Origin of the sequence: Vibrio sp. S457-15 (assembly GCF_000960545.1) — a bacterium.
GTDB lineage: Bacteria > Pseudomonadota > Gammaproteobacteria > Enterobacterales > Vibrionaceae > Vibrio > Vibrio parahaemolyticus.
Window position 1 is genome coordinate 302,407 of sequence record NZ_JYOQ01000045.1, and the last position, 21,621, is coordinate 324,027.

The following is a 21,621-nucleotide window of genomic DNA, read 5'->3' on the forward strand; positions in this document are numbered from 1 at the left end:
ACATGTTTGGAAGATTAACTCTGGATTCAATTCCATATCACGAGCCGATCATCATCATCACGCTGGCTATCGTCGCGTTGGTGGGATTAGCCGTGGTGGTTGCCGTGACCAAAGCTGGAAAATGGCAATACCTATGGAATGAATGGTTTACTTCGGTAGACCACAAAAAACTTGGCTTCATGTACATCGCAGTGGCGATGCTGATGCTTGTACGTGGCTTTGCGGACGCGGTGATGATGCGTAGCCAGCAGCTACTTTCCTCTGCGGGTGAAGCAGGCTATTTGCCGCCGCATCACTACGACCAAATCTTTACCGCACACGGCGTAATCATGATTTTCTTCGTTGCGATGCCGCTCGTGATTGGTCTGATGAATATTATCGTACCGCTGCAAATCGGCGCGCGTGACGTGGCGTTCCCGTACCTGAATAACTTAAGCTTCTGGCTGTTTGTGGTTGGTGTGATCCTGACGAACATGTCGCTAGGTTTAGGTGAATTTGGCCGCACCGGTTGGTTGGCGTATCCACCGCTATCTGGCATTGAAGCGAGTCCGGGCGTCGGGGTCGACTATTGGATTTGGGCGCTGCAGATATCTGGTGTCGGTACCACGCTAACGGGTGTGAACTTCTTCGCCACCATTTTGCGTATGCGCACACCGTCAATGCCTATGATGAAGATGCCAGTATTCACGTGGGCGTCGCTATGTGCCAACATTCTGATCATCATTTCGTTCCCAATTCTGACCGTCACCATCGCACTGCTGACGCTCGACCGTTACTTGGGGATGCACTTCTTTACCAATGATCTTGGCGGCAACGTGATGATGTACGTCAACTTGATTTGGGCATGGGGCCACCCAGAAGTGTATATCTTGGTGCTGCCAATCTTTGGTGTGTTCTCAGAAGTGACGGCAACCTTCTCGCGTAAAAAGCTATTCGGTTACACCTCATTGGTGTGGGCGACGATCGTCATCACCATTCTGGCGTTCGTGGTTTGGCTGCATCACTTCTTTACCATGGGTTCTGGCGCGAACGTGAATGCCTTCTTCGGCATCGCGACGATGATCATTTCCATCCCAACTGGGGTGAAGATCTTCAACTGGCTGTTCACCATGTACAAAGGCCGCATTCGCTTTACCACACCGATGATGTGGACGGTTGGTTTCCTAATTACCTTCACCGTTGGTGGTATGACGGGCGTACTGATGGCGGTACCGGGTGCGGATTTCGTTCTGCATAATTCTGTATTCCTAATCGCACACTTCCATAACGTGATTATCGGTGGTGTGGTGTTCGGCTGTTTTGCGGCGATCACTTACTGGTTCCCGAAAGCGACCGGTTTCACCATGAATGAAACTTGGGGCAAACGCGCATTCTATCTGTGGATTGTCGGTTTCTTGATGGCGTTCCTGCCGCTTTACGCGTTGGGCTTTATGGGTATGACCCGTCGTCTGAGCCAAGACATCAACCCAGAATACTTCCCGCTATTGGCTGTTGCGGCGGCGGGCACGGTTGTGATCGCTCTGGGCGTATTGTCTCAGTTCATCCAAATCTACGTGAGTATTCGTGACCGCGAGCAAAACCGTGACCTAACGGGTGACCCGTGGGGCGGCCGTACATTGGAATGGGCAACGTCTTCACCTCCGCCGTTCTACAACTTTGCTCATCTGCCAAAAGGCGATGTACTGGACGCGTTCTGGTACCAGAAACAAAGTGGCGAATTCGACCCAATGAAAGAAGTGGAGTACGAACGCATCCATATGCCGAAGAACACGGCAACGGGCATTTATGTGTCGGCTTGGGCGCTGGTCTTTGGCTTTGCGATGATCTGGTACATCTGGTGGTTAGCGGCAGCAAGTTTGGTGGGTATCGTTGTGACGTGTATTCAACACAGCTACAACGATGACGTGGATTACTACGTTGAAGTGGAAGAGATCAAGGCGATCGAGGCCGCTCGCCGAGCTCAGCTAGAAGAAGCGAAGAAAGGAACCGTGAAAGACAACGAAAACAGCGATGATCTGGAGGTGACTTATGCAAACTAATGTCGCAGTTCATCATGACCACGATCACCACCATGACACGAATGGCAACAAGCTGTTTGGTTTCTGGGTTTACCTGATGAGTGACTGCGTATTGTTTGCGACTTTGTTCGCGACATACGCCGTGCTGTCTAGCAACTCGATTGCCGGTCCTACAGGTAAAGAGATTTTCGAACTGCCGTTCGTGTTTGTCGAAACCATGCTGTTGCTATTTAGTAGTATCACTTTCGGTTTTGGCATTATCGCGATGAAACGCAACGACGTGGCGGGTCTCAAGCGTTGGATGTTAGTGACCTTTGCGCTAGGTCTTGGCTTTATCTGCATGGAAGTCTACGAGTTCCATCACCTGATTAAAGAAGGCTATGGCCCGCAGACCAGTGCGTTCCTATCGGCATTCTTTACGCTGGTTGGTACGCACGGCCTGCACGTGACATTCGGTCTGATTTGGTTAGTGGTGGCTTATCACCAGCTTTCAACCAAAGGACTGAACGACAACATGGCAATGCGTTTTAACTGCTTGAGCCTGTTCTGGCACTTCCTAGATATCGTTTGGATTTGTGTCTTTACCATCGTTTACTTAATGGGGGTGATGTAATGGGTCAATATGTTGAAACCAGCTCGTCGGATTACGTAAAAGGCTTCGTTGCGTCGCTGATCTTAACGGTGATTCCGTTCTACTTCGTCTGGGCGCAAACCTTGCCAGCGAGCACCACCTACGTTGTGATGTTTACTTGTGCTTTGGTGCAGATTTTTGTGCACTTCAAGTACTTCCTACACATGGAAGCGAAAACGTCAGATGGGCGTTGGAACTTGGTGTCGTTGATGTTTACCGCCATTGTTGTGCTGATCCTGATCGCTGGTTCGATCTGGATTATCTACAACATGAACGTCAACATGAAGTTGTAGGCACGGGTATGCTGAAAAGTTATTTGTCTATCACCAAACCGGGCATTATTTTCGGCAACCTGATCTCAGTTGCGGCGGGGTTCTTCCTCGCCGCAAAATCAGAACCGGCGAGCCTGATGTTGTTTCTGACAACCTTGGCTGGCGTGGGACTGGTGATTGCTTCAGGTTGTGTGGTGAACAATATTTTTGACCGCGATATCGACCAAAAGATGGCGCGGACACAAAATCGTGAGACCGTAAAAGGGAACATCAATATTGATGTCGCCTTTGTCTATGCCTTGGCGATGTTGCTGCTGGGGACGGCACTGCTGTTCCAATTAGTCAATCCGCTTTCGGCGGTCGTGGTGCTGCTCGGCTACGTCTACTACGTGTTCTTCTACACCATGTGGTACAAGCGTAACTCAGTATACGGCACTCTTGTTGGCAGTATTTCTGGCGCCGTGCCACCATTAGTGGGCTACTTGGCGGTGACCAACTTCATCAGCCTAGAAGCAATTCTGCTGTTTATCATGTTCTGCTTATGGCAAATGCCACACTCCTACGCGATTGCGATGTTCCGTATGCAAGACTACCGAGAAGCGGGGATTCCGGTTTTACCCGTTAAAGAGGGTATTCATAAAGCGCACCGACACATGAAAGCATATGTGGTGGCCTTTGGCGCAGTATCGTTGGGATTATTTTTACTTGGTGAAGCTGGGTATGAATACTTAGCGGTTGCGGCTGTGGTTTGCTTTATGTGGACGAAAGTGACCTTTCGCAGTATTGACGACAGTAATTACGTCGCGTGGTCAAAATCAGTATTTAAAGTCTCGCTGCTGGTGGTGATGGGGATAAGTGGTGTGCTTGGCGTCGAGTTGATACCTCTTGCTCTTTAGCTTCAGGTTAATCTCTTTAGATAAAATCAAAGCTTACCTCCCTGCAAATACAAGAATGGTCTTACTTGAGAGTAAGGCCATTTTACTTTTATGAGTTTTTCGCGTTACAGGCCTTTTGGAACCCCCTCCAGTTTTGCCATCACGTATTCATATCTAGCCATGGTAGAAAAAGTACAAACGGCCAGTGTGTAAAACATAGTGGAACGAACGACTTCATCAGACGTGTGATAATGCCAGCACATAGCAACATTCAACTTTGCGACGAGAAGGTTTTATATGAATTACAGGTCAGTGAAACTTTAAAGTTGGGGGTACTAATAAGAGTCAGACAGATGTTTAATTTCATTGGGATGAGTTCCTTGAACGTCACCCACTTTAGAAGCAGTAATCCCACTAAACCTTAACCCAGATTAAAGTTTTGTCCTGCTCAAAACAGTAAGGTGCGCCTTGTTGATGTTAAGTCTCAAGGATTCAGAGAAGGAACAGCCATGCATTATGTATCGCTGTTCCTTTTTCGTTCTTGTTGATTTACAAACGCGTCAAACAATAAAAACGAATTAAGAGGACTGGTTTTGAGTATTTTGTTTTCCGAAGCCCGCATTGGCAGCATGACCCTAAAGAACCGCTTTGTGCGTAGCGCAACGTGGGAAAATATGGCGACTGAAGATGGCCACATGACGGCAAAGCTTTACGATATTTACGAAGAGCTTGCTAAAGGTGAAGTCGGGCTAATCGTCACAGGTTACGCCAATATCGTTGAAGAAGAAAAGCCCAACGCAGGGATGATGGGTATTTACAACGACTCTTTCATCGAAGAATACAAAAAGCTCACAGAACTGGTTCATCAGTACGATTCTAAAATTGTGATGCAAATTGCTTATGGCGGTACTAAAACCACCTACAACGTCGGTGAGCGCGTGATTTTTGCACCGAGTGATGTGCCTGAGCGCGGCACGAATACTCAAGGCAAAGCGATGACGAAGGATGAAATCGACTACATCGTAAAAGCATTTGCATTAGCGAGTAAACGAGCTCAAGAAGCCGGTTTTGACGGTGTCGAGATTCATGCCGCGCACACTTACTTAATCAACCAGTTTTTAAGCCCGTACTACAACCGACGCGAAGACGAATACGGAGGCAGCTTAGAAAATCGTATGCGTTTGCTTTTGGAAATTTATTCTGAGACCAGAACGTTGGTGGGGGATGCGTTTCCAATTCTTGTGAAGCTAACCGCGACTGAATTCTTTGACGGCGGTTTAACATTCGATGAAACACGCATCGTGTGTAAGAAACTCGAAGAAGTGGGCGTTGATGCGATCATCGTCTCCGGCAACATTCACGGCAAAGCAAACGAACTTGTTGGTGAAAGATTCGATGGTTACACACTGCAAGAAGAAGGCTATTTTCACGAATACGGGCAAGTGATCAGTCAAGATATTCATATCCCCGTGATTACGGTTGGCGGGTTACGCGATATTGATGCGATCGAGAACATTGCTGACAATACCAACATCCAGTTTTTTGCTGTTTCACGTCCTCTACTCGCTGAGCCACAGTTGATTAAACGTTGGAAAGAAGGCAATCGCGCACCAGTAGACTGTGAACGTTGCTCTAAATGCCGAACTAAGCGCGGTAACTTCTGTGTGGTTTATAAGAACCGAAACCGCCGCAGTTAGTGAGTTTACATAACCAATGAAGAAGCCTCCTCATATCTAAGGAGGCTTTGTTTTATGGCCGTCTTACCGTAAACACTCGACAGCTGAGTTTGGTTTGGCTTTTCTCATCAACTAAGTCCTATCGATTTTTTAATTCCATCTCATTGATAAAAAATGGGAATAATATTAATCGTCAAAAATATCAATAATAAGACAGTGTTTCATAGATGAAACTCAATGGCGTTCTAAACTTTAAGCGTTTTTATTTCAAACTAGGCACGAGGGTAAGGTAAAGGATCTGCAATATTGAACGCTCAATGGATTGCCGATTCTGCACTTTAGGTTTCCAAGCTTGTGCCGGAAGTGAATGATGACGCTCGAATGCGGTTTGTGGTGATGCGTGTGTTGTTTACTAGAAAATGACTACTAAAACGCCACGTTTAACAGTGAGGAAGCTTGTACAAGCTCGTAGTTGCATCACTTTTTACAAGCGCTCATGTAAAACGTGAGAGGCAACTAATATGAAGAGTTTAGAAAACACAACCATTGAACATTTCAAAAGTCACTTTCAAGGTGACGTCGTTTTACCTACCGATTCTAATTACGATGAAGTGCGCCAAATCTGGAATGGCATGATTGATCGCAAGCCAAGTTTGATTGCTCGCTGTAAGTCGACAGATGACGTTGTGATGGCGGTTAACTTTGCGCGAGACAATGGTCAGCTACTTTCTGTTCGAGGTGGGGGACACAATATTGCGGGCAACGCTGTCTGTGATAATGGGGTCATGATCGACCTGTCGCTCCTTACCCAAGTCCGAGTCGATGAAAATGCAAAAAGAGCGTTTGTTGAGCCGGGCTGTACCTTGGGCGACTTAGACGAAGCCACTCAAAAACACGGGTTAGCGACCCCGGTAGGAATTAACTCTACCACTGGTATTGCTGGTCTTACTTTAGGTGGTGGTTTTGGTTGGTTGAGCCGTAAATACGGTATGACGATAGATAACTTAGTCTCTGCAAACGTCGTTACTGCCGACGGACGCCAATTGCTTGCCAGTGAAACAGAAAACGAGGATCTTTTCTGGGCGCTGCGCGGAGGCGGCGGTAATTTTGGAATCGTTACGCAGTTTGAATTCCAATTGCATCCCGTTGGCCCTGAAGTACTGAGTGGTTTGATTGTCTTCCCGTTTGAACAAGCCAAATCGGTCATCACGCAGTTTGCAAAATTCACCGAATCTGCGCCAGAAGAGTTAAGTGTCTGGATGGTGAGTCGTAAAGCTCCGCCACTCCCATTCTTACCTGAAAGCGTTCACGGTAAAGAAGTAGTCGTACTGGCGATATGTTATGCAGGCGACCCATCCGAGGGTGAAAAGCTAATTGCACCACTCAGAGATTTTGGTGACGCACATGGTGAGCATGTTGGCGTACAACCATTTGCTGCATGGCAACAAGCGTTTGATCCCTTGCTTACTCCGGGCGCACGTAACTATTGGAAATCGCATAACTTTAACTCGCTAAGCGAAGGTGTCATTGATGCGGCGATAGAATACGCAGAGAAGTTACCATCGCCTCAATGCGAGATTTTTATCGCCTCTCTTGGCTGCGCGGCATCTAGACCAGAACCTGAATCTATGGCTTATTCTAGCCGTGACGCTAATTACGTATTAAATGTGCACGGAAGATGGGACTCCGCAGAAGATGACCAAGCTTGTATCGCGTGGGCGAGAGACTTTTTTGCCAAAACCAAACCGTATGCCAGTGGCGGTGCGTATATCAACTTCCTTACACAAGATGAAGCCGAACGTACAGAGTCTGCCTATGGTCCAACCTTTGCGCGCTTACAAGAAGTGAAGAAGAAGTTTGATCCAAATAACTTGTTCAGAATGAATCAAAATATCAAGCCAGAGTGAGTGACTCGATATTCTGTTCTTCGTTATGTTGTATCTGTTTGGTAACTCAAGAATACGTAGCCACGGTCAAAGCTACGTATTCTTGTCCGGTATTCAATCCTGAACTATTTCATAATTTTCTGGGGGTTATCGATATATGCAAGGTTAGATAAGTGCCAGCAAGTAAGCTGGCTTTTTTGATCAACAAATTCTGTAAAAACCACACTCATCAAACCAGTCATATTCTCTATCTCGCTGTTCGTTTCTTATACAAAAAGTTAACAAATTAAATTTTTATACATTTTTATTGCATAAAAATTCCTTGTTGGTAATATGAATGCCAAGTGACAATTAATGCGGTATTGCAGCATGAGTATTCAGGTAAGCGGAATCAATAAATCCTACGGTGATACACAAGTTCTTCACGATGTGAGTTTCAATTGTGAAAACGGTGAAACGCTAGTGTTACTGGGCCCAAGCGGCGCGGGGAAGAGTTCTTTATTACGTGTTCTAAACCTTTTAGAAGGGGCGGATAACGGCAAACTAAACATCGCTAATGACGTCTTCGATTTCTCGGCTGAAATCAAAGAAAAGCAAGGTTTAGCGCTTCGCCGTAAAGTGGGCATGGTATTTCAGCAATACAACTTGTGGCCTCACATGACGGTCATGGAGAACTTGATTGAAGCGCCTATTAAAGTGTCTGGAATGGATAAAGAAGAAGCTAAAACCCAAGCGATGCAAATTTTGTCTACGTTGCATTTGGCTGATAAGGCTGACGCATGGCCGATGCAGCTTTCTGGTGGGCAGCAACAACGTGTGGCGATTGCTCGTGCATTGATGATGAAACCGGAAGTCTTGCTTTTTGATGAACCGACCGCAGCTCTTGATCCGGAAATTACGAACCAAGTCGTTAAGATTATTAAAGATTTAAGCGAAACTGGCATCACCCAAGTCGTAGTGACGCATGAGGTCGATTTTGCTAAGAAGATTGCTAGCCACGTTCTGTACCTCGAGAAAGGACACATCGTAGAGCATGGTACGCACGACGCTTTTGCTAACCCGCAAACCACACAGTTTGCTGATTATCTAAAGCACTAAAAACAACACCAATAAATTCAGTCAACTAACAGATAAGCTCGGCTGTCATTGCGAGTGTCAGCCCAAGACGTACACACGGAGTATTGCAATGAAAAAGATTCTACTAACTTCACTAATCGGCCTTATTTCTGCAAACGTGGCAGCAAACGCAGTGGCACAAGATGAAATCAAATTCGCGATGGAGGCGACGTACGCACCATTCGAATACATGGATGAAAACAATCAAATCCAAGGTTTCGATGTGGATCTGGCGAATGCTCTATGTAAAGAAATGGACGCAAAATGTAGCTTCCACAACCAATCTTTCGATAGCCTGATCCCTGCATTAAAATTCAAACGTTATGATGCGGCTATTTCTGCAATGGACATTACTGAAGCGCGTCTTGAGCAAGTCAATTTCTCGAATGCTTACTACGACAACTCAGCAGCGTTTGTTTCTATCAAAGACAAAGTCGCTGACCAAAACGCGTTAGAAGGTAAGCGTGTAGGCGTTCAAAACGGTTCAACTCACCAAAGCTACCTTATCGAGCAAATGCCGGGTGTAACGTCGGTTCCTTACTCAAGCTACCAAGATGCTTTCATCGACATGAAGAATGGCCGTATTGATTCTGTATTTGGTGACACAGCGGTAGTGGCGGAGTGGTTCAAGAAGGAAGACAACCTTGCGTACGTTGGTGAGCGCGTTACGAATCCTAAATACTTCGGTAATGGTTTTGGTATCGCAGTAAACAAAGGCAACGATGAACTTGTGAACAAGCTAAACACAGCGCTAGAAGCCGTGAAAGCGAACGGCGAATACGACGCAATCTACAACAAGTACTTCGGTAAGTAATATGGCGTTAACGGGTTACTCTTTATCGCTTGTACAAGCTAGCTGGATGACGGTTCAGCTAGCCTTCACAAGCCTTTTAGTCGGTTTAATTCTGGCAGTGGTATTCGCCAGTGGTGAAATGTCTCGTCGCGTATTCGTGAAATGGCCTACAACGGCGTTTGTTACAGTGGTGCGTGGCTTGCCAGAAATCCTTGTCGTGTTGTTCATCTATTTTGGTTCGACTCAGGTTCTGTTTTTAATCACCGGAGACTTTATTGAGGTTAGCCCGTTCTTGTCTGGTGTGGTGGCGTTATCGTTGATCTTCGCTTCCTATGCTTCTCAAACTCTGCGCGGCGCATTAAAAGCCGTAGGCAGAGGACAGAGAGAAGCTGCAAGCGCACTCGGTATCAGTCAGTTTCACGCGTTTGTGCGCATTGTGTTGCCACAAGCCGTGCGACATGCGCTTCCTGGTTTAACCAACCAATGGCTGGTTTTGCTAAAAGACACGGCGCTGGTTTCTTTGATTGGCGTGACGGATCTGCTGAAACAAGCTCAGCTTACGTCGGCAGCAACGCACGAAGCGTTTACTTGGTATGCGACGGCAGCGGCGATTTACTTAGTGATCACGCTTATCACGCAGCGCGCGGTCAAAGTGATTGATAAGAAATTCTCAATCCAAGGCATGAGTATGGGGCAGGAGGCGAGCGCATGAACGAACAACATGTATGGCAAATGCTGGATGGTTTAGGCACTAGCCTTCAATTAACGGCTGCGTCTTTGGCTGTCGGCTGTATTCTTGCACTATTGATGACCTTGACGTTGATTCTACGTACTCCGGGTTTGCACTGGGTAAGCCGTGGCATCATCACGCTGTTTACTGGGACACCGTTGCTGGTTCAGATTTTCTTGGTCTACTACGGCCCGGGTCAATTTGATGCAGTTAGAGAGAGTGTGCTGTGGACTTGGCTGAGCCAACCTTGGTTCTGTGCCATGTTAGCGTTGGCATTAAATACTGCCGCGTACAGTACTCAGCTTTTCAAAGGTGCGTTTAATGCGATTCCTTCAGGTCAATGGCAAGCGTGTCGTGCGCTGGGTATGAACAAAAGTGCCACGTTACGTGTGTTACTTCCTTATGCGATTCGCCGCGCGGTGCCTGCTTACTCAAATGAAGTGATTTTGGTGTTCAAAGGCACGTCTTTGGCAAGCACTATCACCATCATGGACTTGATGGGCTATGCTCAGCGCATTAATGCTCAAACCTACGATACATTAATGGTCTTCGGTGTAGCAGGCGCGTTTTATCTGAGCGTGAACGGGATTCTGACGCTTATCTTCCGCCAAGTTGAGAAGAAAGCTCTGGCTTTTGAAGCCGTATAAATACGAAACCATTGTTGATTTAAGTTCATCACATCTTCAATTTCACCATGCCTCTGCGACTGACTCTCTGGTAGGGGCATTTTTTATTTCTCTTCTCTTGTTTTACCCGGAAGTGGAAAACTGCGCATCTTTCACCAAACTTAAGTGAGTAGATTTTTCTGGGTTGTAACATGGAACGACGACATTTTCTTGCGCTATGGACATTGATGTTTGCGCCATTTCTTAAAGCGGAAAGCTCGATGCGTCGACGCCCTCTCAGACCGAAGGGCCATTTTATCCCGTGGTGAAGATTCCACTTCGCCAAAATTTAGTATTGAAACCGGATACTTTGATCGGAGAGGCGATAACATTGCAAGGTAAAGTGTTGGATGTGTTTGGTCGTCCTATCTCTGGCGTAAAAATAGAAATTTGGCAGTGTGATGGCCAAGGGATTTATGACCATCCGAATCAACCCAGCCAAAACAAGTTTGACCCAAGTTTTTCAGGTTTTGGCGCGACAGTAACTGAAGAAGATGGACGCTATCTTTTCCAAACGCTGTTTCCTGTCCCATACAGCTCAAGACCTCCTCACATTCACGTCAAACTGTGGCGTGGCGACCACGAATTGTTGACCACCCAACTCTATTTGAAAGGACAGACGGGCAACGAATGGTGGGGTGGTAAAGCTCGTGACCATTTACAGTTTGAGCCGGTAAAAATTGATGGGCGAATAGTCGGAACGTTCGATTTCGTGATTGCTTAATCTGTTTGATGTTCGCTAGTAAGGCATCAACTCAGCCAGCTGCGACAAGCATTCTTTGTCTAGTATAGGATGCGGTTCGACACCAGTTACCAAAACAATATCCACCGACGGTAGTGGAGGCAGATCTTCTAAGATCTTCAGATCATCTGTGACACTGATTCTTCCCATCGCGCCAATCGCCATGCCAGAGCGAACAATGGCTCGCTGCGCAGAAGAGGTGTTACAGCAAGCTAAGAGTTGATATGGCGTTCCTCTTTTGGTCAGCGCATTAATAGCGGCGGCGTGGTATTTACAATCGGTTTGAAATAGCGCGAGAGGGACTGGCTGTGATTCGTCGATAGCGAAATCGGGGTGACTGATCCACACGCCTCTATCACTTGCGAGCCAGTATCCTTCTTCGCTATCGGGTGCACGAGTCACGATGGCGGCGTCTAATTTGCCTTCATCTAGCCATTCACGGAGCGTCACGCTTGGCTCACTGTACACCTGGATAGAGCAGGTCGGTTCGGTTTGCTGCAATACGCGGATGACTTTAGGCAGCAGACTATCGTTATAGTCTTCTGGACATCCTAAACGCAGTGGGCGTTTGTTTTCGTAGCGTTTTACTTGCTTGACGGCTTGATTGTGCAAACTTACGAGTTGCTCTGCATGCGCACGAAGTGACATACCCGCTTCGCTCAGTACAAGGTTGCGACCTTCCTTTTCGAATAAGCTGACATGGAGTTCATCTTCAAGCTTTCGCATTTGAGCACTAAACGCGGATTGGGTGCGATTAATTTGTTTTGCAGCACGAGTGAAGCTGCCTGTTTCAACAAACGCAAGAAAGCTGCGCAGTGCGTCAATATCCATATTCTTTTCTATCCATCGTTTTTGTTGAAGTGTCCCATCAAAACTATCCGTTAGTTTGAAATAAAACAATCAGATATTGTGATTTCACGCTTTAATTAATAACAACACCATTTGGCATGGAGGCAATAATGCAACTCTTTATCGGGAATCAAAACTACTCAAGTTGGTCATTGCGAGCGTGGCTCATTTTTTCTCAATACGATGTAAAAGTGGATGTGATTAAGCTAACGCTGTTTACTGAAGACTTCTACGACAAGCTGGCGAGCGTAACACCAACGGCCAAAGTGCCAACATTGGTTGATGGCGAAGTCACGGTTTGGGATTCCTTAGCGATTTTGGAATATGTAAACGAGCAGTACCTACAAGGAAAGGCGTGGCCAAGCCATGTAGCGGACAAAGCGAAAGCGCGTGCGATTTCGGCTGAAATGCATTCGGGCTTTTTTGATTTGAGAAACGAGTTACCGATGAACTGTCGCGCATGTCGAAAAGTAGAACTGAGCGATGGAGCACTAAAGGATATTGCACGCATAGACGCAATTTGGTCTGAGCAAATGGCAAAGTTCCCAGACGCTTTTTTGTTTGGAGAGTGGTCGATTGCCGATGCTATGTATGCACCGGTTGCGTTGCGCTTTGAAACTTATGGCATTGAATTGTCCCAAGACGCTAAAGCTTACCAGCAAAAAGTGCTAGCAAGCCAAGCGGTACAAAAGTGGCTAGCGGAAGCAAGTCAAGAAACAGATATTGTGCAAGAAGATGAAGCAGGAGTAGAGGTTTAAGTCCTCGATTTTGTTTCATCCTTGAAAGACAGAGCATGATAGACACGGTGCTATCATGCTCTATTGACTACATATTCTGATAATTAGGCCCGCCACCGCCTTCAGGCGTCTTCCACGTAATGTTTTGTGACGGATCTTTTATATCGCACGTTTTACAATGTACGCAGTTCGCAGCGTTGATTTGAAACTTCACTTTCCCATCAATTTCGACAACTTCGTAAACCCCGGCAGGGCAGTAACGCTGGCTTGGCTCATCAAACAACCCGAGGTGCACATCGATGGGGATGTGAGGATAAGTCAAAACAAGATGGCACGGTTGGTTTTCTTCATGTTGTGTGCTAGATAAAAACACCGACGATGGTTTATCAAAGCTGATTTCTCCATCCGGTTTTGGATACTCAATCGGCGGGCATTCATTTTGGGGTTTTAACTGTTCGTGATCGTGGGAATGGTCTTTCACTGTCCACGGTATTGGCTTTTTAATCAAAGGAAGCCACAAGTTGTGCTCGAAGGTAGAAAGAGCTCCGCCAAACAGGCTACCGAATTTATGCAGGTTTGCTCCAAAGTTACGCGTTTCGGCGAGTTCATCGTACAGCCAAGAGGCTTCAAATCGCGTTCGATAATCAGGTTCACACCTTGAGTCTTGTAATGCTTGATGAATGGCTTCTGCTGCTAGTAAGCCTGATTTCACCGCGGTGTGGCTGCCTTTTATCTTCGCAACGTTAAGTGTTCCTGCATCACAGCCAATTAATAAACCGCCGGGGAATTGTTGTTTCGGTAAAGAAGATAACCCACCTTTTGCGATGGCTCTTGCGCCATAAGCGATACGCTGCGCCCCTTTTAGGTATTGTTTGATTGCAGGGTGGTGTTTAAAGCGCTGAAACTCATCGAATGGGCTCAAGTGGGGATTGCGATAGTTAAGATCGACAATCAACCCGATTGCAATTTGGCGGTTTTCCATGTGATAGAGGAATCCACCACCAGTTGTGTTGGTTTCGCTCAATGGCCAACCGGCGGAGTGGATGACGTTGCCAGTAAAATCTTTCGCATCAGCTGGCAGCTCCCAAATCTCTTTCAAGCCTAATGCGTAATGCTGAGGTTGTTTGCCTGCATCCAAATCGAAATGACGAATGAGCTCTTTTCCTAAATGCCCACGGCACCCTTCAGCAAACAGCGTGTATTTGGCTTTAAGTTCAATGCCCGGTTCGAAATTGGCTTTCTCTTGTCCGTTTTTATCCAGCCCCATATCGCTGGTGGTGATACCAGTAACGGCACCTGATTCATCGTAGTTAATGCTCGCAGCGGCAAAACCAGGAAAAACTTCAACGCCAAGTTGCTCAGCTTGAGTAGAAATCCAGCGACAAAGATTAGCAAGGCTAATAACGTGATTGCTTTCGTCATTATGCATGGGTTTAGGCGTGAGGAAGTGGGGCACACGTATATGATTAAGCTCCGTCGTTAGATAGAGAACATCATCATGTTGAACGGGGGCTGAAACGGGCGCTCCCATTTCCTTCCAATCTGGGAAAAGCTCTTCTAAGGCGCGAGTTTCAAATACCGCGCCAGATAATATATGTGCGCCGACCTCAGAGCCTTTTTCTACCACACAAATTGACAGCGCTTCGCCTTCACGATCTTGGTTCAACTGTGCTAATCGACATGCCGCACTTAACCCCGCAGGGCCAGCTCCGACGATCACCACATCAAACTCCATGCATTCACGTTCCATTTTTGTGCTTCCTTTTTATTTTCGTCATCTGGGTGACATTTTTCGTTTATATAGAAAACTATAGCTCAGTTAACGTAAACGTGAATTCGATGAGAGGTGGTCAGGGTTTTGAAATATGAAAGAGTGACATGAGTATGAAAATCAAACCGTTAGTGATGATTGTATCTGTTCGGTTGGTGGGTTTGAATTAGTGCGTAACGCAAAAAAGGCTTCCATTTAGGAAGCCTTATGTCGTTATGACTTAGTTACACTTGGCCTTTGCAGATGTTCTGCAAGCACCTTGGTAAAGCGCGCGGCTTCACCGCCGGTACAAGCTCTGTGGTCAAAGGTAATGGACAGCGGCATTGCTTTTACGGCCACGGCTTGACCGTTACGGATCACGACTCGGTCCACAATTCGTCCTGCACCGACAATCGCGACTTGCGGTGGCGAAACCACTGGTGTTGCGAAAATGCCGCCAATGGCCCCAAAGTTGGACAAAGTAATGGTTGCGTGTTGTAAGTCTTCTCGGCTGATCTTTCTGTCTCGGATGCCTTTGACGGTTTGATCGAGCCAGCGACGAACGTCTTGCGGTTCATACTCATCCGCGTGGCGAAGCACGGGGACATACAGTCCGTGACGGCTATCCACCGCTACACCAAGATTGACGGTAGGATGAACACAGCGCGTCATGGTTTCGGCATCGAACCAAGCGTTGAGAGCTGGCTCTTGCTGGCAAGCATAAACGATAGCTTGTACCAGACGAATGCTGATGTCCTCGTTTGGCAACCAATCTTCCAATAACGCTTCTTCGGTAATGGTCACCGCTGCGACATTTTGATGGGATTCTGCCATGGTCGAGACCATCGTACGGCGCGCTCCTTTGAGCACTTCAGTGCCAGGAACTTGTTTGCCTGCTTCTTCGTAAACATCGGCATCGACGATCAAACCGCTTGGTCCGCTACCGACCATCGTTTTCAAATCTACGCCTAGCTTTTTCGCTAGCAAACGCGCGGAAGGTAAAGCGGTGATGAGTTTGTCTGCCGATTTGTTGTGGCTGCCGCCCACCCAAAAATCATCAACATTTACGTTGTGAGATTGGTGAGATACGGTGCCAACAACGGTTGCGGCATCGGCGGTTTGTCGTTTTTCCGCAGAGACAGTGTTTTCTGCGCCACTTTCGTCGATTTCTAGAAGTAGGGCGCCAATATTAATAACGTCGCCTTCTTCACCATGGCGGCTGACAATTCTGCCTGCGTACGGAGCAGGAACGTCTACGGTTGCTTTCGCCGTCTCAACAGTGAGGATCACTTGGTCGAGTTTGACCATGTCGCCCACATTGACATGCCATTTTACAATTTCTGACTCAGCGAGACCTTCGCCGAGATCGGGTAAGTTAAACGTCTTCATTTCCAATCCTCCACGAGCTCGCGCGCTGCGATCACAATGTCTTCTTCCTGAACCATGAAATAATCTTCGTTACGGTAATAAGGCATAATGGTATCCATACCTGTGACTCGTTTAGGTGGCGCTTTTAGCAAGCACATCGCGTGCTCGGCGGTTCGAGCCAGCAGCTCAGAACCCACACCACACGTTTTACTGGCTTCATGTACAACCAGCAGGCGTCCGGTTTTCTCTAGTGAACGGAAAATCGTCGCGGTATCAATCGGCTTAATACTTGCCAGATCAATAACTTCGACTTCGATCCCTTGGCTTGATAGGGTTTGCGCAGCTTGGAGAGATTCAACAACACATGCTCCCCATGTCACGAGCGTAATATCTCGGCCTTTGCGCAGCGTAAAACAAGTGTCTAGTGGCAATGCTTCCCCGCTATCAATCACTTCGGATTTAACGGTGCGATAGATGCGTTTGGGTTCAAAGAACATCACTGGATCGTTACTGCGAATGGCAGCAAGCAGCAAACCGTAAGCACGCTGAGGGGAAGATGGAATCACCACTTTAAAGCCTGCGGTATGTGCAAACAGTGCTTCAATGCTTTCTGAGTGGTGTTCCGGCGCGTGAATGCCGCCACCAAAAGGCGCGCGGAATACAGCCGGACAAGTGAGGCGTCCGCGAGTACGGTTACGCATCCTGGCAGCGTGACACATTAGGTGCTCCATAGCCGGGAAGACGAAACCTTGGAACTGAAATTCTGCAACAGGGCGTAAACCTTGAGTTGCCATGCCCACTGCAACGCCGCCGATTAAGGCCTCTGCAAGCGGAGTATCGATGACGCGTTTTAGTCCATACTTTTGTTTGAGCCCGACGGTTGCGCGGAATACGCCGCCGTTATCACCCACGTCTTCGCCAAGTACGACGACGTTTGGATCGTGTTCCATTTCATGATGCAGAGCGAGGTTTACTGCTTCAACTAACGTAAGTTCAGCCATGTTTGCCTCCTTGCATTCGCATTGCTTTATTGATCAATTCATCGCGTTGAGCGTGAAGCTCTTGAGGAAGCGATTCGTAGAGGTAATCGAATCCAGTTTCAGGCGCTTGTTGAGGCAAGTTTAGGTAGCGTTCAACCGCGAGTTCGACTTGTTCCTTGCAGTCGCTTTGCCATTGTTGCTCTTGTTCATCGCTCCAAGCACCTTGATTGATCAAAAAGGTTTTTAGTCGGCTCACGGGCTCGAATTGCCATGCGGTTTGCACGTCATCTGCATTACGATAACGCGTCGCATCGTCGGCGGTGGTGTGGTCACTTAGGCGATAACTTACCGCTTCGATCAGTGTCGCCCCTTTGCCTTTTCGTGCTCGCTCTAATGCGGTCATGGTGGCGTCATACATAGCAACAACATCGTTGCCATCGACGGTAATCCCTGGAATGCCAGCACCTTTTGCTTTTTCAGAAAGGAACTCCGCCGCGCATTGCAAACTGCGTGGTACAGAAATCGCCCACTGGTTGTTATTCACCACAAAAACCAACGGAATGTTCCATGTCCCTGCGCAGTTGATGGATTCGAGAAAATCTCCTTTGGATGTCCCACCGTCGCCACACATGACCAGAGCCGCTTCGTGATTGCCTTGAATTTTCAACGCAGAAGCAACGCCGACCGCATGTGTGCATTGTGTTGCGATTGGAACGCAAAATGGCAAGTCTCGGCTTGGGATTGGGCTGCCTTCTGGCGCGAAGTCACTGCCGCGCTCATCGCCGCCCCAATATTGAAGATTTTTTTCCATACCAATGCCACGACACCACATCGCAGGCATATCGCGATAATAAGGGACGAAGACGTCATCGGTTTTTAATGCCCGTCCTACCGCTATACCAATGGCTTCTGAGCCAAGGTGTGAAGGGTAGGTACCTAGCTTACCTGTTCGTTGCAACGCAACGGCTTTCTGATCGTAGGTGCGAGTTAATACCATGTCGCGGTAAAACCCGACCAAAGTTTCAATGTCAGCCCAGTTGGGTAGTTGGCCGACTAGGTTCCCATCATGGTCGATAAACCGATGCATGGGTAACGCCTGAACGTTCATCTCAAGCTCCTTTTGACGCTGCGGGTCTTTTGGACTGCAGCTGTTCATTATTAAACCAAAGTCTGTATGGGTACTCAGTCTTTGATATCAGCGCAAAAGGCCATACCTAGGGTTGCGAATGTCATCGAGCGTTTGAGGCATCTATTTGTCCTTTAAACGATTGGTCTCTCACACCGCTGCTTGTTTGAAAAACACATTGTTTTAAAACGCAAGACCTCGTGTTGACTGCTATTCACTTGGCCCAACCCTCTGATTCAATCTTGGTATAACCAGATACAGTAAGTGTAAACAAAATGTTAAATTGTGCTTTAATTCGACTTTAACCCATCAGTAAAGTTTTGCTTACACCCCATTTTTGCAGAGTAAAATACTGGTTTTTTATATTATTCGTTTCAAAAGCTGAATTTAATCACTTTCATATGTTACAAAGTTGCAACAAAATTGGGCTGTGAAATTTGACAAACAAAGCTAAAGTATTTGAGTGTCGTAGATTTATTTGTTGCAGAAAGATAACTTCTTCCCAATCAGACGGAATCAAGGTAGGGTGGCAGTCAATTGAAGAAGTTTGGATTCCAACGTGCCTAAGCGGCGTTAATTCGAACCTAGTGTGGCTCAGTGTTTAGATGACTACACAGGCTTTGAATGACGGGGGAGTGCAACACTTAGAATTCAGATTGGAGAAGTTATGTACCACGTTCACGTTTACTTTCCTTTGCAACAATTGGAAAAAGCACAAGCTCTGAATGAGATCATCCGCCAAGAGCGTCAAGATGTGTTGCGCGTGTATCCATTGGTCGACAGATTAGTCGGTCCGCACAAGATGCCGATGTTTGAAATGCACCTTGAGTCGATCAGTGAAGAGTTTTTGGCTTGGTTAGATACCATTCGTGGGGATTTTTCTGTGCTTATTCACCCGGTCAGCGAACGAGAACTGCGTGATCACACAGAGAGCGCGATTTGGTTAGGTCGCGAACTAGGTGTTTTCGAAGAAAAGCTAGAAAATTAACGATTTTTGCCCAAATGGTATAGACGTAAGACGTCGATATCATTTGGGCGCGTTCCCTCTCTTCCTATTTCCTTCCCTGCAATCCGTCCCGTAGTGTGCTAGACCTAAAGGTGTGCCTTCGCACGTTTAAAACCGTTAGCGTGCTCGTTTTTAAAACTAACATTACTCGCTGAGTAAACATATAAGATAGAAAATCATCGCAATTCTAATCGCTTAGAAAGGCTTAAATACGCGTTAAACGATTTGTAACGTTAGCGATGACAATTAGGGAAGTGCAGTTTACGACCTCAATAGCAACGGCAGTGGCACAGACATTTCTAAGGGGGGAGTATGTTGACGATACTGTTGATTGCATTGGCGCTGTATATTTTCTGGCTGTTGTTTCGAAATGGCCCTGCATTTGCCGAGCGACTCCCAGATCACAAACGCAATTGGGTTGGCCCCACCGCTAATCAAGAAGAATGGCGCGGCTATTGTGCGGACGTATTTCAACCTTTTAGTTCCCGCACGACTTTCTATGCTATTGCCTATTTTGCCAATTATATTGCAGTGGCGAATGCGATCTCTTGGTCCATCGTCTACGAAGGTAATTATCCTGTTATGATGAGCCGTTTCGGCAGCTACTTTATTGTTAGTACGCACGACGCCATGCTGGTAGCTGGGTTTGTTTCTCTGGCTTTTTTTATCATCAACTGGCAACTGGCGATGCATTGCGCGAGTTTACTCAGCCAATATTTAGTGCGAATCCTCATCATCAATCGCACACGTTTTGTCGCCATGAGTTTAGTGTTCAGCAGCTATTTTGCTTACTTGTTAACGATAGGAATTTTTTGGCTGTTTCACGACACGTACTCAATTTGGCAAGGGTTGAAACTCACGCCTGCTTTTCTTTTATTAGCGTTATTGTTAGCCGTCGTGTTACCTGCCATGAAAAAAGAAACGTCCGAAAGCGAATAAGCGAGAATCGCTCTACCGTTTGAGTAGTAATTCATGTGCCATTGAGTTAGCATTGCCGACCTTTTTTTCGTCAGTGGGAGGACTCATGTATATTGGCTTTGACTATGGCACTGCAAACTGTTCAGTGGCAAAAATGGAATCAGGCGAGCCTGTTTTGCTAAATCTTGAAGGGGATAGCCGGTTCATTCCTTCCACCCTTGCAGCTCCGACTCGTGAGTCTGTGTCTGAGCATCTGTTTCGTCACCGTGACATCAAACCGTTTGATCAAGTTGGAGAGCAGGTACTGCGCCGCGCAATCAACTTGAACCGAGAAGAGAGCATCGAGCTGGAGCCAGAAGACATCGCGTTTGGTCAGGCAGCGTTGAACCGCTATTTAGAAGATCCACGCGATATCTATTACGTGAAGTCGCCAAAGTCGTTTCTTGGTGCATCTGGCTTGCGTGATGTTCAGCTGAGCTTCTTTGAAGATCTGGTTTGCGCCATGATGGACAACATCAAAGCTCAGGCAGAAAACCATGCTCAGCAAAGCATTACGGATGCGGTGATTGGTCGACCAATCAACTTTCATGGTCGTGGTGGAGAAACGGCGAACATTCAAGCGGAGAATATTTTGCTTCGCGCTGCCAAACGTGCCGGTTTTCAAAATATCGAATTTCAGTTTGAGCCCGTCGCCGCTGGATTAGAATACGAGGCGACGCTTAGCGAAGACAAACTGATTTTGGTGGTGGATATCGGTGGTGGTACAACCGACTGTTCTTTGATTCAGATGGGGCCATCTTGGCGAGGAAAAGCAGACAGAACGGCAAGTTTGTTGGCTCACAGTGGTCAGCGTGTCGGCGGTAACGATCTGGATATCGCGTTGGCTTTCAAACAGTTGATGTTCCCGTTTGGGATGGAAAGCAAGATGGAATCGGGCATTGTGATGCCGACGACTCAGTTTTGGAATCCGATTGCTATCAATAACGTTGAAGCGCAAAACGACTTTTACTCACGTGAGAACTTAGCGGCGTTAAAACTGTTGCATAAACAGGCGCAAGAGCCAGAAAAACTAGCGCGCTTGCTTGAGGTTTATCACGAATCATTAGGCTACAACATTGTCCGCCGTGCAGAAGAAGCGAAGGTGGCACTCTCTGAGCAAACGGCTTACCGTACTGGCATCAACTTATTGTCGGAGCTGATTGAAGTGGACGTTCAGCGCGATGAGATGATTGAAGCGATTGAATCACCAAAGAACAAGATGACGGCGCTGGTAACAGAAGCTGTTGAGCAAGCAGGCATAAAACCGGATGCGATCTTTATGACTGGTGGTTCCGCTCGTTCGCCGATTTTACGTGACGCGGTACAAACCGTGTTGCCAAATATTCCTGTCGTCAGCGGTAACTATTTTGGTTCGGTAACCGCAGGCTTGGCACGCTGGGCGGACGTTTGCTTTAAGTGATCTTTAGTTCTGAGCGAGTTACTG

At 47.0% G+C, this 21,621-nt stretch carries 19 protein-coding genes and 1 pseudogene; 15 read left to right on the forward strand and 5 right to left on the reverse strand.

All coding sequences use genetic code 11. From position 1 onward, the window contains the following. Positions 1–2 precede the first annotated feature (2 nt). The 11 genes and pseudogenes from cyoB (at position 3) to UF05_RS07390 (ending at position 11,386) form a co-directional block, all read left to right on the forward strand. The gene (gene cyoB / locus UF05_RS07340; RefSeq protein WP_005483356.1) at positions 3–2,039 is read left to right on the forward strand and encodes a cytochrome o ubiquinol oxidase subunit I; all 2,037 of its coding nucleotides are present in this window, start codon (positions 3–5) and stop codon (positions 2,037–2,039) included. Next, entirely contained in the window at positions 2,029–2,631 is a 603-nt protein-coding gene (gene cyoC, locus UF05_RS07345) for a cytochrome o ubiquinol oxidase subunit III (RefSeq protein WP_020842250.1), read from the forward strand. Before cyoB ends, cyoC begins: the two co-directional genes overlap by 11 nt. Next, positions 2,631–2,942 (forward strand): cytochrome o ubiquinol oxidase subunit IV, encoded by a 312-nt coding sequence (cyoD, locus tag UF05_RS07350; protein ID WP_020842249.1) that lies wholly within the window; start codon positions 2,631–2,633, stop codon positions 2,940–2,942. The genes cyoC and cyoD overlap by 1 nt, the downstream gene beginning before the upstream one ends. Then, positions 2,903–3,817, forward strand: a complete 915-nt coding sequence (gene cyoE, locus UF05_RS07355) for a heme o synthase (protein ID WP_195157113.1) — start codon at positions 2,903–2,905, stop codon at positions 3,815–3,817. The genes cyoD and cyoE overlap by 40 nt, the downstream gene beginning before the upstream one ends. 572 nt (positions 3,818–4,389) lie before the next feature. Then, complete coding sequence (locus UF05_RS07360; RefSeq protein WP_025499713.1) at positions 4,390–5,493, forward strand: NADH:flavin oxidoreductase; 1,104 nt, start codon at positions 4,390–4,392, stop codon at positions 5,491–5,493. A gap of 500 nt (positions 5,494–5,993) precedes the next feature. Continuing rightward, positions 5,994–7,379 carry an FAD-binding oxidoreductase gene (locus UF05_RS07365; RefSeq protein ID WP_045546067.1) on the forward strand — a complete coding sequence of 462 codons (1,386 nt, stop codon included), beginning with the start codon at positions 5,994–5,996 and terminating at the stop codon, positions 7,377–7,379. A 348-nt stretch (positions 7,380–7,727) separates the two neighbouring features. Next, a complete protein-coding gene (artP, locus tag UF05_RS07370; protein WP_005483352.1) occupies positions 7,728–8,456 on the forward strand; it encodes an arginine ABC transporter ATP-binding protein ArtP in 729 nt (242 codons plus the stop codon). Positions 8,457–8,544: 88 nt separating this feature from the next. Continuing rightward, positions 8,545–9,288, forward strand: coding sequence for an arginine ABC transporter substrate-binding protein (locus UF05_RS07375; protein WP_005483358.1), 744 nt, complete (start codon positions 8,545–8,547; stop codon positions 9,286–9,288). Position 9,289: 1 nt separating this feature from the next. Further along, positions 9,290–9,979, forward strand: coding sequence for an arginine ABC transporter permease ArtQ (gene artQ / locus UF05_RS07380; protein WP_020835106.1), 690 nt, complete (start codon positions 9,290–9,292; stop codon positions 9,977–9,979). Further along, entirely contained in the window at positions 9,976–10,644 is a 669-nt protein-coding gene (gene artM / locus UF05_RS07385; RefSeq protein WP_020842245.1) for an arginine ABC transporter permease ArtM, read from the forward strand. The genes artQ and artM overlap by 4 nt, the downstream gene beginning before the upstream one ends. 170 nt (positions 10,645–10,814) lie before the next feature. Next, positions 10,815–11,386: pseudogene (locus tag UF05_RS07390) on the forward strand (protocatechuate 3,4-dioxygenase). A gap of 15 nt (positions 11,387–11,401) precedes the next feature. Here UF05_RS07390 and UF05_RS07395 read toward each other — a convergent pair. Then, positions 11,402–12,235: a LysR family transcriptional regulator gene (locus UF05_RS07395; RefSeq protein WP_020835108.1), complete on the reverse strand. Its 834-nt coding sequence runs from the start codon at positions 12,233–12,235 to the stop codon at positions 11,402–11,404. A gap of 128 nt (positions 12,236–12,363) precedes the next feature. On the opposite strand from UF05_RS07395, the gene UF05_RS07400 reads away from it, so the two are divergent. Beyond that, positions 12,364–13,011, forward strand: a complete 648-nt coding sequence (locus UF05_RS07400; RefSeq protein ID WP_031854676.1) for a glutathione S-transferase family protein — start codon at positions 12,364–12,366, stop codon at positions 13,009–13,011. 67 nt (positions 13,012–13,078) lie between these two features. On the opposite strand, the gene UF05_RS07405 is transcribed toward UF05_RS07400, so the two are convergent. From UF05_RS07405 to pdhA, 4 genes are all read right to left on the reverse strand, one after another. After that, complete coding sequence (locus UF05_RS07405; protein ID WP_045546065.1) at positions 13,079–14,740, reverse strand: electron transfer flavoprotein-ubiquinone oxidoreductase; 1,662 nt, start codon at positions 14,738–14,740, stop codon at positions 13,079–13,081. Positions 14,741–14,974: 234 nt separating this feature from the next. Beyond that, positions 14,975–16,129, reverse strand: coding sequence for a dihydrolipoamide acetyltransferase family protein (locus UF05_RS07410; protein ID WP_021486956.1), 1,155 nt, complete (start codon positions 16,127–16,129; stop codon positions 14,975–14,977). Beyond that, on the reverse strand, positions 16,126–17,109 hold the full coding sequence (locus tag UF05_RS07415; RefSeq protein WP_031428989.1) for an alpha-ketoacid dehydrogenase subunit beta: 984 nt from the start codon (positions 17,107–17,109) through the stop codon (positions 16,126–16,128). The genes UF05_RS07410 and UF05_RS07415 overlap by 4 nt, the downstream gene beginning before the upstream one ends. After that, on the reverse strand, positions 17,102–18,196 hold the full coding sequence (gene pdhA / locus UF05_RS07420) for a pyruvate dehydrogenase (acetyl-transferring) E1 component subunit alpha (protein WP_005483380.1): 1,095 nt from the start codon (positions 18,194–18,196) through the stop codon (positions 17,102–17,104). The genes UF05_RS07415 and pdhA overlap by 8 nt, the downstream gene beginning before the upstream one ends. 685 nt (positions 18,197–18,881) lie before the next feature. Here pdhA and UF05_RS07425 point away from each other — a divergent pair. The 3 genes from UF05_RS07425 (at position 18,882) to yegD (ending at position 21,597) form a co-directional block, all read left to right on the forward strand. Then, positions 18,882–19,202, forward strand: a complete 321-nt coding sequence (locus UF05_RS07425) for a DOPA 4,5-dioxygenase family protein (protein ID WP_005455725.1) — start codon at positions 18,882–18,884, stop codon at positions 19,200–19,202. A gap of 330 nt (positions 19,203–19,532) precedes the next feature. Continuing rightward, positions 19,533–20,159, forward strand: a complete 627-nt coding sequence (locus tag UF05_RS07430) for a hypothetical protein (protein ID WP_005483333.1) — start codon at positions 19,533–19,535, stop codon at positions 20,157–20,159. Positions 20,160–20,244: 85 nt separating this feature from the next. After that, positions 20,245–21,597: a molecular chaperone gene (gene yegD, locus UF05_RS07435; protein WP_045546064.1), complete on the forward strand. Its 1,353-nt coding sequence runs from the start codon at positions 20,245–20,247 to the stop codon at positions 21,595–21,597. Positions 21,598–21,621: the final 24 nt, after the last annotated feature.

Coding starts and splice junctions, on each gene's coding strand:
- artP (WP_005483352.1), top strand. CDS start 7,728: ATGAGTATTCAGGTAAGCGGAATCAATAAATCCTACGGTGATACACAA.
- UF05_RS07425 (WP_005455725.1), top strand. CDS start 18,882: ATGTACCACGTTCACGTTTACTTTCCTTTGCAACAATTGGAAAAAGCA.
- pdhA (WP_005483380.1), bottom strand. CDS start 18,196: ATGAACGTTCAGGCGTTACCCATGCATCGGTTTATCGACCATGATGGG.
- cyoC (WP_020842250.1), top strand. CDS start 2,029: ATGCAAACTAATGTCGCAGTTCATCATGACCACGATCACCACCATGAC.
- UF05_RS07430 (WP_005483333.1), top strand. CDS start 19,533: ATGTTGACGATACTGTTGATTGCATTGGCGCTGTATATTTTCTGGCTG.
- artM (WP_020842245.1), top strand. CDS start 9,976: ATGAACGAACAACATGTATGGCAAATGCTGGATGGTTTAGGCACTAGC.
- UF05_RS07375 (WP_005483358.1), top strand. CDS start 8,545: ATGAAAAAGATTCTACTAACTTCACTAATCGGCCTTATTTCTGCAAAC.
- UF05_RS07365 (WP_045546067.1), top strand. CDS start 5,994: ATGAAGAGTTTAGAAAACACAACCATTGAACATTTCAAAAGTCACTTT.
- UF05_RS07395 (WP_020835108.1), bottom strand. CDS start 12,235: ATGGATATTGACGCACTGCGCAGCTTTCTTGCGTTTGTTGAAACAGGC.
- yegD (WP_045546064.1), top strand. CDS start 20,245: ATGTATATTGGCTTTGACTATGGCACTGCAAACTGTTCAGTGGCAAAA.
- UF05_RS07415 (WP_031428989.1), bottom strand. CDS start 17,109: ATGGCTGAACTTACGTTAGTTGAAGCAGTAAACCTCGCTCTGCATCAT.
- cyoB (WP_005483356.1), top strand. CDS start 3: ATGTTTGGAAGATTAACTCTGGATTCAATTCCATATCACGAGCCGATC.
- UF05_RS07405 (WP_045546065.1), bottom strand. CDS start 14,740: ATGGAACGTGAATGCATGGAGTTTGATGTGGTGATCGTCGGAGCTGGC.
- cyoD (WP_020842249.1), top strand. CDS start 2,631: ATGGGTCAATATGTTGAAACCAGCTCGTCGGATTACGTAAAAGGCTTC.
- artQ (WP_020835106.1), top strand. CDS start 9,290: ATGGCGTTAACGGGTTACTCTTTATCGCTTGTACAAGCTAGCTGGATG.
- UF05_RS07400 (WP_031854676.1), top strand. CDS start 12,364: ATGCAACTCTTTATCGGGAATCAAAACTACTCAAGTTGGTCATTGCGA.
- UF05_RS07410 (WP_021486956.1), bottom strand. CDS start 16,129: ATGAAGACGTTTAACTTACCCGATCTCGGCGAAGGTCTCGCTGAGTCA.